The organism is Nonomuraea sp. NPDC046570, assembly GCF_040645915.1.
Lineage (GTDB): Bacteria > Actinomycetota > Actinomycetes > Streptosporangiales > Streptosporangiaceae > Nonomuraea.
In genome coordinates this window covers 19,970-32,196 of record NZ_JBEYZF010000004.1, presented here as the reverse complement: position 1 = coordinate 32,196, position 12,227 = coordinate 19,970, and the positions used below count along the sequence as shown (strand labels likewise).

Annotated in this window: 13 protein-coding genes; 11 read left to right on the top strand and 2 right to left on the bottom strand. The window is 73.4% G+C overall.

The window, feature by feature from the left end:
• The first annotated feature begins 9 nt into the window (after window positions 1-9).
• From ABZ911_RS08435 to ABZ911_RS08405, 7 genes are all read left to right on the top strand, one after another.
• Window positions 10-1,320: a sugar ABC transporter substrate-binding protein gene (locus ABZ911_RS08435; protein ID WP_358053343.1), complete on the top strand. Its 1,311-nt coding sequence runs from the start codon at window positions 10-12 to the stop codon at window positions 1,318-1,320.
• Window positions 1,317-2,288, top strand: coding sequence for an ADP-ribosylglycohydrolase family protein (locus ABZ911_RS08430; RefSeq protein ID WP_358053341.1), 972 nt, complete (start codon window positions 1,317-1,319; stop codon window positions 2,286-2,288). The genes ABZ911_RS08435 and ABZ911_RS08430 overlap by 4 nt, the downstream gene beginning before the upstream one ends.
• Window positions 2,289-2,292: 4 nt before the next feature.
• A complete protein-coding gene (locus tag ABZ911_RS08425; RefSeq protein ID WP_358053339.1) occupies window positions 2,293-3,261 on the top strand; it encodes an ADP-ribosylglycohydrolase family protein in 969 nt (322 codons plus the stop codon).
• Window positions 3,258-4,406, top strand: a complete 1,149-nt coding sequence (locus tag ABZ911_RS08420; protein ID WP_358053337.1) for an ADP-ribosylglycohydrolase family protein — start codon at window positions 3,258-3,260, stop codon at window positions 4,404-4,406. Before ABZ911_RS08425 ends, ABZ911_RS08420 begins: the two co-directional genes overlap by 4 nt.
• On the top strand, window positions 4,406-5,725 hold the full coding sequence (locus tag ABZ911_RS08415; RefSeq protein ID WP_358054017.1) for an ADP-ribosylglycohydrolase family protein: 1,320 nt from the start codon (window positions 4,406-4,408) through the stop codon (window positions 5,723-5,725). Before ABZ911_RS08420 ends, ABZ911_RS08415 begins: the two co-directional genes overlap by 1 nt.
• Entirely contained in the window at window positions 5,722-6,603 is an 882-nt protein-coding gene (rbsK, locus tag ABZ911_RS08410) for a ribokinase (RefSeq protein WP_358053335.1), read from the top strand. Before ABZ911_RS08415 ends, rbsK begins: the two co-directional genes overlap by 4 nt.
• Window positions 6,604-6,672: 69 nt before the next feature.
• Window positions 6,673-7,140: a DUF2283 domain-containing protein gene (locus tag ABZ911_RS08405; RefSeq protein WP_358053333.1), complete on the top strand. Its 468-nt coding sequence runs from the start codon at window positions 6,673-6,675 to the stop codon at window positions 7,138-7,140.
• A 7-nt stretch (window positions 7,141-7,147) separates the two neighbouring features.
• Here the strand turns inward: ABZ911_RS08405 and ABZ911_RS08400 are convergent, their stop codons facing one another.
• On the bottom strand, window positions 7,148-7,525 hold the full coding sequence (locus tag ABZ911_RS08400) for a hypothetical protein (RefSeq protein WP_358053330.1): 378 nt from the start codon (window positions 7,523-7,525) through the stop codon (window positions 7,148-7,150).
• Between the two features lie 137 nt (window positions 7,526-7,662).
• Between ABZ911_RS08400 and ABZ911_RS08395 the strand changes: the two genes are divergently transcribed.
• The 3 genes from ABZ911_RS08395 to ABZ911_RS08385 all read left to right on the top strand — a co-directional run bounded on the left by ABZ911_RS08395 (window position 7,663) and on the right by ABZ911_RS08385 (window position 10,381).
• Window positions 7,663-9,075, top strand: a complete 1,413-nt coding sequence (locus ABZ911_RS08395) for a WGR domain-containing protein (RefSeq protein ID WP_358053327.1) — start codon at window positions 7,663-7,665, stop codon at window positions 9,073-9,075.
• A 15-nt stretch (window positions 9,076-9,090) separates the two neighbouring features.
• Window positions 9,091-9,897, top strand: a complete 807-nt coding sequence (locus ABZ911_RS08390; RefSeq protein ID WP_358053325.1) for an HAD-IIB family hydrolase — start codon at window positions 9,091-9,093, stop codon at window positions 9,895-9,897.
• 82 nt (window positions 9,898-9,979) lie between these two features.
• The gene (locus ABZ911_RS08385; RefSeq protein ID WP_358053323.1) at window positions 9,980-10,381 is read left to right on the top strand and encodes a hypothetical protein; all 402 of its coding nucleotides are present in this window, start codon (window positions 9,980-9,982) and stop codon (window positions 10,379-10,381) included.
• Here ABZ911_RS08385 and ABZ911_RS08380 read toward each other — a convergent pair.
• The gene (locus ABZ911_RS08380) at window positions 10,332-11,003 is read right to left on the bottom strand and encodes an endonuclease V (protein WP_358053321.1); all 672 of its coding nucleotides are present in this window, start codon (window positions 11,001-11,003) and stop codon (window positions 10,332-10,334) included. The genes ABZ911_RS08385 and ABZ911_RS08380 overlap by 50 nt on opposite strands.
• Window positions 11,004-11,064: 61 nt before the next feature.
• Here ABZ911_RS08380 and ABZ911_RS08375 point away from each other — a divergent pair, with 61 nt between their 5' ends.
• Window positions 11,065-12,180: an alpha/beta hydrolase gene (locus ABZ911_RS08375; RefSeq protein ID WP_358053320.1), complete on the top strand. Its 1,116-nt coding sequence runs from the start codon at window positions 11,065-11,067 to the stop codon at window positions 12,178-12,180.
• Window positions 12,181-12,227: the final 47 nt, after the last annotated feature.

The window sequence follows — 12,227 nt, the reverse complement described above, 5'->3', positions numbered from 1 at the left end:
GAGAGTGCCATGCGTATCAAATCCGCGTTGGCGGCAGCGGCGATCGTCGCCCTGGCCGCCGGGTGCGGCGGTGGCGGCGGTGCGGACGGCGAGGCCGCCAAGCCCGGCGAGCCGGTCAAGCTCGACTTCCTCAGCCTGGCCTGGCAGAAGGAGTCGGTCGCCGCGAACAAGGCGATCGTGCAGGCCTGGAACGCCGCCAACCCGAACATCCAGGTCACCTACGTGCAGGGCAGCTGGGACACGGTCAACGACCAGCTCGTCACCTCCTTCGCCGGCGGCGAGGCGCCCGACGTGATCCACGAGGACTCCCCGGCGCTGTCCGGCTTCGCCGCCCAGGGCTACCTGCTGGACCTGAAGGACAAGGTGCCCGCCGAGCTGAAGAGCGACATCCCGCAGGCCGCCTGGGACACCGTCACCTTCGACGACGGCAAGGGCAACCAGGGCGTGTACGGCGTGCCGTTCCTGCAGGAGTCGCAGGTCATCATCGCCAACAAGAAGCTGCTCGACGGCGCCGGCGTCCGCATCCCCACCCCGGACAACCCGTGGACATGGGACGAGTTCGCCGAGATCAGCAAGAAGCTGACCAAGGACGGCAAGTTCGGCACGGCCTGGCCGATGAAGGCGCCGGTGAACAAGACGCTGAACCTGGCGCTCAACTTCGGCGGCACCTTCTTCCAGACCGGCGCCGACGGCAAGACCACGGTCAAGGTCGGCCCCGAGGAGAAGCAGGTCCTGCAGCGCATCCACGACCAGCTGCACAAGGACAAGTCGGCCGACCCGGCCGCGCTCGGCCAGGGCACCGCCGACCCGCTGCCCGCCTTCTACGCGGGCAAGTTCGCGATGCTGCCGGCCGGGGTGTTCCTCCGCCAGCAGGTCGCCGAGCAGGCGCCGAAGGACTTCGCGTGGGTCACGCTGCCGCCGCTGAAGGGCACCTCCACCGACCAGGGCGCGGTCTCCCAGACGCTGTCGGTGGCCACCGACAGCAAGCACCCGGAGGAGGCGATGAAGTTCATCTCCTACTTCCTCAACGGGGAGAACCAGGCCAAGCTCGCCAAGGGTGACTGGCTGCTGCCCACCTCGCAGCAGGCCGCCGCCGACCCGTCGATGACCACCGAGGAGAACGGCTGGGCCGTGGCCACCGCCTCGGTCAAGAACCTGGTCGTCGCGCCGTTCCTGAAGGTCAACGGCTTCGACGAGTGGAAGAGCAAGGTGGCGACGCCGACGCTGCAGCAGTACTACGCCAACAAGATCTCTCTCGACGAGGCGGCCAAGCAGCTCGTGGACGAGGGGAACAAGGTGCTGGAGCGGTACCAGCGATGACGCCGCTCCTGGATCGCGCCCGGGGGTGCCTGCTCGGCCTGGCGGCCGGCGACGCCCTCGGCGCACCCGCCGAGAACCTCGAGCCGGAGGAGATCGCCCGCAGATGGGGGCGGCTCACCGAGATCGAGGGCGGCGGCACCGACGACACGGAGTACGCCATCTTCGCGGCCTCCCTGCTCGTCCGGCACGGCCACGACCTGACCTCCGAGCACGTCGCCGACGCCTACCGCACCCAGATCATCCCGTCGGTGACCGGGCCGATGCGCGGCGCCGGGTTCTCCGAACTCGGCACCATCCAGGCCATCCGGCGCGGGCTCGAACCGCCGATGACGGGACGGGTGCACGCGCACGGCTGGTCCGACGGGCTGGCCATGCGGGCGGCGCCGTACGGGATCTTCTGCCCCGGTGATCCGGCTGAGGCGGCCCGGCTGGTCGAGCAGGACGGGCGGGTCAGCCAGAGCGGCGAGGGCATCCTCGGCGGCCGGGCGGTCGCGGCGGCGGTGGCCGCCGCGATGGCGGCGGCCGAGCCCGCCGACGTGGTCGCCGCCGGGCTGGCGGCCGTCCCCGCGGACTCGTGGACGGCCCGCAACCTCCGCCGGGTGCTCACCGTGCTGCACGCCCACCCGGTAGACGACACAGCCGCGCTGACGAGGGCGCTGCACGACGCCGTCGTCGTGCGGCACTACCCGTGGACCGACCTCGCGCCCGAGGCCGTCGCCCTGGCCTTCGCCGCCTATTTGGCGGGCGGCGGCGACGTGGAGGAGTCGGTGACCTTCGCGGTCAGCCTCGGCCGCGACGCCGACACCATCGGCGCCATCGCCGGCGCCCTGGCGGGCGCGAGCAGGGGAGAGGACGGCGTGCCCGACCGCTGGGCCGACCGGATCGGTCCCGCCACGGGCAAGTGCCTGCCGATCGTGGCGGGCAGACACGTACTCGACGTCGCCGACGAACTGGCGAAGGGACTGTAGGGACATGTCGGGGGACAGGATCAGAGGGGCGTTCGCCGGGCTGGCCGTGGGTGACGCCGCGGGCTGGCCGGCCGCTCGCCATCGATCGGCGCTGCACGCGCCCTGGAGCAGGCGGCTGCGTCACGAGCTCGACGCCTTCGCCGAGAAGTACCGCGTCACCACGCTGCCGGTGCCGTTCGCGCTGAACCAGCCGATCGCGCCGCTGGCCGCCGGGCCGTCCGACGACACCGAGTGGCTGGCCTGGACCGCGCTCACGCTGGAGGACGACCGCGCGGCGGCGTTCCGGACATTCGTCGGGCGTGAGGACATCAGGGCGCGGATCTCGGTGACGACCGCCATCGACAACCTGGCGCGCGGCGTCGAGCCGCCCGCCAGCGGGCACGACAACCCGCACCACTTCGACGACGCCGCCGCGATCAGGGCGGTCGCCTTCGGCGCGACCGGGCGCGACCCGGTCGCCGACGCGCAGGTCACCAACGCCGGTGACGGCGTGCTCGGCGCCCGCGCGATGGCCGCCGCGATCGCGGCCGCGATCTCCTCGGGCTCGGTCGCGCAGGCCGTACGGGCGGCGCTGGCCGAGCTGCCCGAAGACACCGCCATCGGGCTGAACGCGCGCACCGCGCTGGCCGTGGCCCGCGAGGCGGGCGACGCGTTCGGGGCCGTGCCCGGCCTCGACGCCGCGCTGCTCGACCACGTCTACAGCTACGGCGTATCGGCGGCGGCGACCGTGCCGGTGGCGCTGGCGCTGGCGGAGGTGTCGGGCGGGGCTATCGGCGCCGCCGTACCGGCCGCCGCCTGCCTGGCCTCGCTGGCCGACTCGGCGCCCGCGCTCGCGGGCGCGCTGACCGGCGCGGCCGGCGGCTACGCGGCGATCCCGGAGGGGTGGACCGCCGCGGCCGCCCGGCTGGCCGGCTGTTGCCTGCCCGAACTGGCGGGCAGGGATCTCATGGACATCGTGGAGGGAATCGCATGACGCCGCTGCAGGACAAGGCCACCGGATGCGTGGCGGGAGCGGCGGTCGGTGACGCGCTCGGCGGCGCCACCGAAGGCTGGACCCCCGAGCAGATCGTGCAGAGGTACGGCGGGCAGGTCGAGGGGGTCGTCCCGCCGTACAACACCGACTGGCGCAACGCCAGGCCGATCGCGCCGTACCACAAGGGCGACGGCCACATCACCGACGACACCCTGATGACGCACGCCCTGATCAGGGTGTACGAACGCGCGGGCGGGCACCTGGACGCCTACTCGGCCGCCGACCACCTGGTGCCCGAGCTGATGGGCGCGCGGGTGTGGATCCCGGAGCTGGAGGCCGAGGCGCTGCCGCTGCAGCGGATCTTCCTGGCCGAGAAGTGGATCGTGGCCAGGCTGCACTACGGCCACGTCGACCCGCGCGAGGCGGGCACGGGCAACATCGTCAACTGCGGCGCCGCGATGTACATGGCGCCGGTCGGCATCGTGAACGCCGCCGACCCCGACGCCGCCTACGCCGAGGCGGTCGACCTGGCCGGGGCGCACCAGTCGAGCTACGGCCGCGAGGCGGCGGGCGTCATGGCGGCCGCGGTCGCCGAGGCGATGCGGCCGGGCGCGACCGTCGACTCGGTGGTGGCCACCACGCTGCGGCTGGCCAAGGACGGCACCCGGGCGGCCATCGACGCGGTCTGCTCGGCGGCGCGCGGCCTGGGCCACTGGGACGGCTCCTTCGAGGTGCTGCGCGCGGCCATGCGGCCCTTCGACACCGTCGCCGACACCTACCGTGACCAGGGGCTGGGGGCGCGGCGGCCGAGCCGTACGCACAGCATCGAGGAGTTGCCGCTGGCGCTGGCGTTCCTGGTGATCGCCAAGGGGGACTACCGGGAGACGGTCCTGGGCGGCGTCAACTACGGGCGCGACGCCGACTCGATCGCCTCCATGGGCGGGGCCGTCGCGGGTGCGCTGGGCGGGCTGGCGGCGGTGCCGGGCGAGTGGGTGGAGCAGGTGGGGACGGCCAGCCGTACCGACCTGGTGGCGCCGGGGTTGGTGATCGCCGAGCTGGCCGAACGGATCCACCGGCAGGACCTGGCCCGGCGGCGCGCCCACGAGGACGCCTTCGCCGCGCTGTCCGAGGGGGAGCGGGCGTGATGCTGCGGCTCACCTGGGTGCAGCCGGAGGACCTGGTCGGGCACGAGCTGCGCCAGGCCGCCGAGGACGGGCGCGACGTGCGGGAGATCGCCGCCCGCTGGCACGCGGCGGGCGGCCACGACGCCCCGCCGCGCGCGGGCGCCTCGGAGCCGGGCGCGCTGCGGCTGCGCGCGCTCGCCGGGGAACTGCTTGACGAGCTGGACGCGATCCCGTCGCCGCTGCCCGAGCCGTCGGACCTGGCCGGGATCCTCGGCGCGGCCCGCGAGCCGGGGAAGCGGCGCGCGCCCGAGGAGGGCCGGCTGCTCGGCGCCTGGCAGGGGCGGGCGGCCGGATGCGTGCTCGGCAAGCCGGTGGAGAAGATCCCACGCGAGGGGGTACGGCAGATCGCCCAGGCCACGGGCAACTGGCCGATCAGGGGCTGGTTCACCGCCGAGGGCCTGCCCGCCGACCTGGCCGCGAAGTGGCCGTGGAACCGGCGCAGCGCGCTCAACTCGCTGGCCGAGAACATCGACGGCATCCCCGAGGACGACGACCTCAACTACCCGCTGCTGGCCCTGTCCGTCCTGGAACGGCACGGCCGCGGCTTCACCACCGAGGACGTCGCCAAGCTGTGGCTCGACGAGCTGCCCGCCAGCCGGACGTTCACCGCCGAGCGGGTCGCCTACCGCAACCTGCTCGACGGCGTCGAGCCGCCGGAGACCGCCACCCGGCGCAACCCGTTCCGCGAATGGATCGGCGCGCTGATCAGGGCCGACGTCTACGGCTGGGTCAACCCCGGCGACCCGGTGACCGCCGCGGCCCACGCCTGGCGCGACGCCCGGCTCAGCCACACCGCCAACGGCGTCTACGGCGCCATGTTCGTCGCCGCCATGTGTGCCCAGTCGCTGGTCGCCGACTCGGTGGCGGAGGTCGTCGAGGCGGGCCTGTCGGTGGTGCCGCGCGAGTCGCGGCTGGCCGTGGCCGTACGGGAGGCGGTCGCCGACGCCACCCGCGAGCCCGACTTCGAGCGCGTCCTCGACCTCCTGCACGAGCGGCACGGCCACCTGCACTGGGTGCACACGATCAACAACGCCGCCCTGATCGCCGCCAGCCTCGTGCACGCCGGGGGCGACTTCACCGCCTCCGTCGCCGGGGCCGTCGCGGGCGGCTGGGACACCGACTCGGCCGGCGCCACCGTCGGCTCCATCGCCGGGGCGCTCAACGGCGGCGTCCCGGAGCGGTGGCGCATGCGCGACAGCCTGGCCAGCAGCCTGACCGGGTTCGACGGCATCGGGCTGGGTGAGCTGGCACGGCGGACACAGAGGATGATGGACCTATGATCTCGGTGTTCGGCAGTGTCAACATGGATCTGGTCGCCTACGTGAGCAAGGCGCCCGCCAGGGGAGAGACGGTCACGGGGCGGGCCTTCCACACCATTCCCGGCGGCAAGGGCGCCAACCAGGCGATCGCCGCCGCCAGGGCCGGGGCGCGCGTGGCGTTCCTCGGCGCGGTCGGCGACGACGGCTTCGGCGTGCAGATGCGCCAGACGCTGGTCAGGTCCGGCGTCGAGGTGACGGGGCTGCGCCAGGTGCCGGGCGCCAGCGGGATCGCGCACATCGTGGTCGACGACTCCGGCGGCAACTCCATCATCGTCGTCCCGGGCGCCAACGGCACGATCTCCGGGCCGTCCGGCGAGGACCTGGCCGTCATCGCCCGGTCGGCGGCGCTGCTGCTGCAGCTCGAACTGCCGATGGAGGCGGTGATCGGCGCCGCCCAGGCCGCGCGCGTCTCCTCCGCCCCGGTGATCCTCACGCCCGCGCCCACCCAGCCCCTGCCCCGGGAACTGCTGGAGGCGGTCACGCTGCTGGTGCCGAACGAGCACGAGGCCGCCGACATCACCGGCCACGCCGACCCCGACGACGCCTTGGCCGCGCTGCTGGACCTGGTGCCGGAGGCGGTCATCACACTCGGCTCGCGCGGCGCCCTGTACGGCTCGCGCGGCGGCGAGCGGCTGCGGGCGCCGGCCGTACCCGTGCGGGCGGTCGACACGACGGCGGCGGGCGACACCTTCGTCGGCGCGCTGGCCGTGGCCCGCAGCGAGGGCAGGCCGCCCGCCGAGGCGCTGCGGTTCGCCTCGGTCGCGGCCTCGATCTCGGTGACGCGCGAGGGCGCGAGCACCTCCATGCCGACCCGTCAGGAGATCGACGCCGCCGGCTGAGGATCGCTCAACGTGCCGACTCTACTCCGGAGGGTCCATTTCCGGCCGTGAGTGGGTAGTTCACCTGGCATGTACGAGATCGCCCAGCGCGTCCTCCCGATGGACGCCGAACCGCACGAGGTCATCGTGACGATCGGCCTGCCCTACGAGGAGCCGACCGGGGAGTGGTCGTGCCCGTACCGCATCGACGGTCTCGACGGCTGGGAGCACGAGCGCAAGGTCACCGGGCCCGACTCGCTGCTGGCCCTGGAGCTGGCGCTGGTCATGGTGCGCAGTGCCGTCGCGGGCTCCCACGAGGCCCGGCGGGGGCTGCTCGCCTGGGACGAGTACCGGCCGTCCCGCGTCCCGCGGACCGTCTACGTGACCAGGTACGGCGACAGCGCCTACATCTCCCTGACCCGCGAGGCCGTGCCCGGCGAGGCGGAACGGCAGCAGCAGGTGGCGGACATCGTGCTCGACTTCGGCGAGTCGGGTGAACTGGTGGGCCTCGAACTCCTGGACGCGGCCACCCTCATGCCCGCGGAGCTGCGCGGCTGACCGGTGCTCAGCCGCAGGCCCGGGTGATCACCTGCAGGTAGTCGGCGGTGTCGGACCGGATCCTGTCCACGGCCGCCGCGGCGTTCGTCGTGTCGATGGTCCGGTAGGTGGTGGCCAGGCCGGTGAGCGCCTCGTTGAGGGTGGGCTCCCCCGCGCGGGCGGCGGCCTTCCCGAGCTTGACGGCCGTGTCGTCCAGCGCCCTCTTCAGCCCGCCCGGATCCCCGGTCAGCCCCGCGGTCCTGCCGATCAGGTCACCGGTGAGCTCGGTCGCCTCGTCGCACGCCTGCGCCAGATCCATCACCCCGCCCATGTCCTGGATCGCCCCGCACCCTGCCACGAGGAACATCGCGGGCACGACCATGAGCACACGGGGGAGACGACGCATGCCAGCGACCCTACCCAAATGTCCACTCGTTCCGGATTCCGCGACACCCCGCGCATGCAGGTGGGGCGGGATTGTCGTGGGTGTCGTCTACTCTCCCGATCACTGATCAAGACCGGTAAATCTGGAGAGATGCGGACATGACCTATCTCGAGTTGTCCGAAGACGACGGCAGCGCGCACAAGTTCTACGAGGTGGTGGTCGCCGGAACCGAGGTGACGATCACCTACGGGCGGATCGGGGAGGCGGGACAGCGCAAGGTCTCGTCCTTCCCCACCGCGGACAAGGCGCGGGCGGTGGCGGACAAGAAGCTCGGGGAGAAGCTGCGCAAGGGGTACGCGCCCGCCGTACGCGGGGTGCGGCAGCGCAGGCAGGTCACCCGCAGGAGCATCACCAGCACCCGCTCCACCGCCCGGCAGGCCCCGGTGCTGTGGCGGTTCGACAGCGGCGCCGCCGCGTTCGGCATCTTCGTCGACGAGGAGCGCTGCTGGGTCGGCAACCAGAACGGCGACGTCTACACCATCGCCCACTCCGGCCAGGTGACCGGCCGCTTCCGGCTGCCCGACGGCGTCAAGTGCATCGTCGCCGACGACTTCTGGATCTACGCGGGCTGCGACGACGGCAAGGTGTACGACCTGGGCGGCAAGGTCCCCAGGGTGGCCTACGAGATCGCCGCCGACGTCGACATCTACTGGCTGGACGTCCACGACGGCGTGCTCGGCGTCTCCGACCAGGCGGGCCGGATCACCACCATCGACTACGAGGACGAGTTCCAGTGGGCGCGCAAGGGCCACGGCACCTCGGCGTGGATGGTCCGCTGCGACAGCGACGCGGTCTACCACGGCCACTCGAACGGCGTGGCCCGCTACGACGCGGCCGACGGCACCCCGCAGTGGCAGACGCCCGTGGCCGGCGCGGTGTTGTTCGGCTGGCAGGAGGAGCACTCCGTCTACGCGGGCACGTCGCGCAGCACCGTGCACCGTCTGGCCAAGAGCGACGGCGCGATCGAGGCCGTCTACCGCTGCGACGGCGCGGTCTTCTCCTGCGCCACCGCGCCCGGCGGACGCTACGTCTTCGCGGGTGACAGCCACTCCTCGATCTACTGCTTCGACGCCTCCGGCGAGCGGCTGTGGAAGCTCGGCACCGGCTGCGGCTCGGCGTACTCCATGCAGTTCCTCGACGACCGCCTCTACATCGTCACCACCGACGGCACGCTCGCCTGCATCGACGCCAGCGAGGCCGCGATCAAGGCGGCCAGCGGCGGCACCGTCCCCGTGCCCGTCGACGTGAAGGCGTCCGCCTCGCTGGCGGCGGTCGAGCCGTCGGTCGTGCTGGAGACCGTCACCCACGCGGGCGACGGCGTGGTGGTGGAGTGCGTGCGCGAGGGCGACCGGCTGCGGGTGCGGGTGGCCAGCCCCGGCTACGAGACCTGGAACGTCCAGTTCCCCAAGAACATCCGCGAGCCCGGCGCCCGCTACCTGGTCGAAGGGCTGCGCTCGTCCGGCCGCGGCGGCTTCTACCGCACCTACGGGGAGATCAGGCGGCTGCTCTGAGGAGATAATGCGCCCATGACGCCCCCGCGCCTCGTCGCCACCGACCTTGACGGCACGCTCCTGCGGACGGGGGCCTTCTTGTCCCCGCGAACCCGGAACGCCCTCCGCCTGGCCCGTGAGGCGGGCGCCGAGGTGGTCTTCGTCACCGCCAGGCCGCCCCGCAGCGTCGACGCGATCGCCGAGGCGGCGGGCGTGTCCGGCACCGCGATCTGCAGCAACGGGGCGATCGTCTACGACCTGGCCGGGCGCTCCGTCCTCAGGACGCACGCGCTCGAACCTGCCACCGCGCGCACGGTCGCCGAAACGCTGTCCGAGGCCCTGCCCGGGGTCGCGTTCGCGGTCGAGACCGGCTCGGGCGTGCTGTTCGAGCCCGAGTACCAGGCGCGCGCCCTGCCGGACGGCCGCGCGGTGCCGTCGCCGTGGGAGGCGGGGGAGCCGATCGTGAAGGTGCTGGCCTGGTCGGCCGCCAGGCACGCCGACGAGATGTTCACCGCCGCCGTCGCCGCGCTCGACGGCACCGCCGAGGTCACCCACTCGGGCGGCCGGGGACTGCTGGAGATCAGCGCCACCGGGGTGACGAAGGCGGGCACGCTCGCCGGGCTCTGCGCAGAGCGGGGCGTCGACCCGGCCGACGTGGTGGCCTTCGGCGACATGCCGAACGACCTGGCCGTCCTCGCCTTCGCCGGAACCGGGTACGCGATGGCCAACGCCCACCACCTGGTGCTCGCCGCCGTCGAGCGGACCACGCTGTCCAACGACGAGGACGGCGTGGCGGCGGTCCTGGAACAGCTCTACGCCTCCGGCCTACCCCAGCGGGAGTAGACCGGAGGACGACGACGGGCGGATGCCCGCCGCCCGCCCGCGCAAGATCCTGGAGTCCTCACGGACGTTCTACGGAGGATCAGTGGCAACCGAGGTCGAAGCGCGGAAGGGCAGCGGGGTCCAGACCGCTTTCAAGGTGCTCGTCACACTCGCGGCGGTGGCGGTGCTCGTCCAGGCGGTGACCGCCGGGCAGCTCATGAGCGGCGCGGCGGGCGGCGCGCACGGCATGGGCTCCACGGCCGTGCACGTGCTCGGCCTGCTCCAGCTCATCGCGGCCGTGCTCATCTGGCGTCCGGGGCGCGGTCCGGGCTGGCCCGCGCTGGCCAGCCTGGTCGCCCTGCTGCTCGGCTTCGTCCAGTCGGCCATGGGCGGATCCGGGGTGATCAGCGTGCACGTGCCGCTCGGGATGGCGCTGTTCGGGCTCACCGTCTGGCTCACGGTGTGGGCGTGGACCCGCCGCGCGCCAGCCGGTCGGCCCGCCTGATCGGCTCGGGCTGACGGAACCGGGGCGCCAGCTCCAGCACCTGGTCGCAGGCGGTGTCCAGGGCGATGCGGTGCCCTTGGGAGACGAAGACGGGCTTGACGCCGTCCTGGGTGCGCAGCGCCCTGCCGACCACGGCGCCGTCGAGCGTGATCGGCGACCAGGAGCCGCGGCTGCGGCCGGGCTCGTCGAAGTCGCCGACGAACGCGGTCTTGCCGACGCCGAGGGCGGGCAGGCCGGTCAGCACGCCGAGGTGGCAGGCCAGGCCGAAGCCGCGCGGGTGGGCCAGGCCGTACCCGTCGCAGACCAGCAGGTCCGGGGTGACGCTCAGCCGTTCGAGCGCCTCGACCAGGGCGGGCGCCTCGCGGAAGGCGAACAGGCCCGGGATGTAGGGGAAGGTCGTCCTGCCGCGCACGGACACCTGCTCGACCACCTCCAGCGTGCCCGAGCGCAGCACCACCACGGCGGCGGTCAGCTCGTCCTCGCCGCGGTAGTGCACGTCGAGGCCCGCGACCAGCGGGAACGTCGCGGGGCCGGTCAGCGACACGAGCGGGCGGAGGCGGTCCTGGACGGCCTCGGCCTCGGCCCGCGTGGCGGGCCAGGGGTGTAGGGAGTGGACGCGCACCCGTCCCAACCTAGCCGCGTCCCGGGCCGCAGGGTCACGCGGAGAAATATTCGCTAATGTCGTGAGTCATGCGCTGCTCTCCGATTCGGACATCGACGCCGTGAGCCAGGTGCGGGTCGTCATCGCCCCCGGACTCGTGGCCGACCGGGCGCTGCTCGGCGAGGTCGCCGAGCGCGAGTTCGCCGCGCTCGGCGTCAGAGGCGTCCTGATCCACGCCCACGACGCGGCCGAGGTACGCGCCCAACTGCCCCCGGCCCCAGGGGGGGCGGGCGCGCTGGTGATCCTGCCTGGGCCGGAGGACGAGACGCGCGAGCTGATGCGCGACTCGCCCGACGGGGTCGTCTGGCTCGACCTGGCCAGGGTCGGCCCCGTGCCCGGCGCCGCGCACATCCAGGGGCGCGGGGTCGAGGGGCTCGCCTGGGCGATCCGGCACGCCGTGCACCGCCGCAGACGCCCGCCGACGCGCGTGCCGTACGGCGGGCATCCCGACCAGCGCGGCGAGCTGTACCTGCCGGAGACGGACGGCCCGCACCCGGTCGTGGCGCTCGTGCACGGCGGGTACTGGCGGTCGATCTGGGGCGCCGACCTCATGGACGCTCTCTGCGCCGACCTGGCCGGTCGCGGGTTCGCCGCGTGGAACCTGGAGTACCGCAGGCCGGACCTGCACGGCTGGGACGTCACCACCGCGGACGTGGCCGCCGGGCTGGCGGCGCTGGCGGACCTGCGGGCGCCGCTCGACCTGGACCGGGTCGCGGTCGCCGGGCACTCGGCGGGGGCGCAGCTCGCGTTGCGGGCGGCGGCGGACGGCGCCCGGGTGGCGCTGGCGGTGTCGCTCGCCGGAGTCCTGGACCTGGTCGAAGCCGACCGCCGCCACATGAGCACCGGCGCGGTCTCCTCCGCCCTGGGCGCCACCGCGCCCGCCGAGGTCTACCTGCGGTCCTGCCCGCTGCTCAGGCTTCCGCTGGGAGTGCCGCAGCTCATCGTCCAGGGCTCGGGCGACGACCTGGACCTGGTCGACTTCGGCCGCAGGTACGCCAGAGCGGCCAGCGAATCGGGCGATGAAGTGACATATCTGGAAATGTCGGGTGACCACTTCGCGGTGATCGATCCGGCGGCCCCGATCTGGCGCACCACCGCCCTGGCCATCGCCAAACGCCTGGACCACACGGGCGGCTGACCGCTCGCCGCTTCCACGACTGCCCTGCTGGAGTCGGGCGAGCGCCT

What these genes read in the sequence shown, in the direction of transcription:
- ABZ911_RS08430 (WP_358053341.1), top strand. Translation starts at nt 1,317, where the DNA reads ATGACGCCGCTCCTGGATCGCGCCCGGGGGTGCCTGCTCGGCCTGGCG.
- ABZ911_RS08395 (WP_358053327.1), top strand. Translation starts at nt 7,663, where the DNA reads ATGACCTATCTCGAGTTGTCCGAAGACGACGGCAGCGCGCACAAGTTC.
- ABZ911_RS08425 (WP_358053339.1), top strand. Translation starts at nt 2,293, where the DNA reads ATGTCGGGGGACAGGATCAGAGGGGCGTTCGCCGGGCTGGCCGTGGGT.
- rbsK (WP_358053335.1), top strand. Translation starts at nt 5,722, where the DNA reads ATGATCTCGGTGTTCGGCAGTGTCAACATGGATCTGGTCGCCTACGTG.
- ABZ911_RS08400 (WP_358053330.1), bottom strand. Translation starts at nt 7,525, where the DNA reads ATGCGTCGTCTCCCCCGTGTGCTCATGGTCGTGCCCGCGATGTTCCTC.
- ABZ911_RS08415 (WP_358054017.1), top strand. Translation starts at nt 4,406, where the DNA reads ATGCTGCGGCTCACCTGGGTGCAGCCGGAGGACCTGGTCGGGCACGAG.
- ABZ911_RS08435 (WP_358053343.1), top strand. Translation starts at nt 10, where the DNA reads ATGCGTATCAAATCCGCGTTGGCGGCAGCGGCGATCGTCGCCCTGGCC.
- ABZ911_RS08405 (WP_358053333.1), top strand. Translation starts at nt 6,673, where the DNA reads ATGTACGAGATCGCCCAGCGCGTCCTCCCGATGGACGCCGAACCGCAC.
- ABZ911_RS08420 (WP_358053337.1), top strand. Translation starts at nt 3,258, where the DNA reads ATGACGCCGCTGCAGGACAAGGCCACCGGATGCGTGGCGGGAGCGGCG.
- ABZ911_RS08390 (WP_358053325.1), top strand. Translation starts at nt 9,091, where the DNA reads ATGACGCCCCCGCGCCTCGTCGCCACCGACCTTGACGGCACGCTCCTG.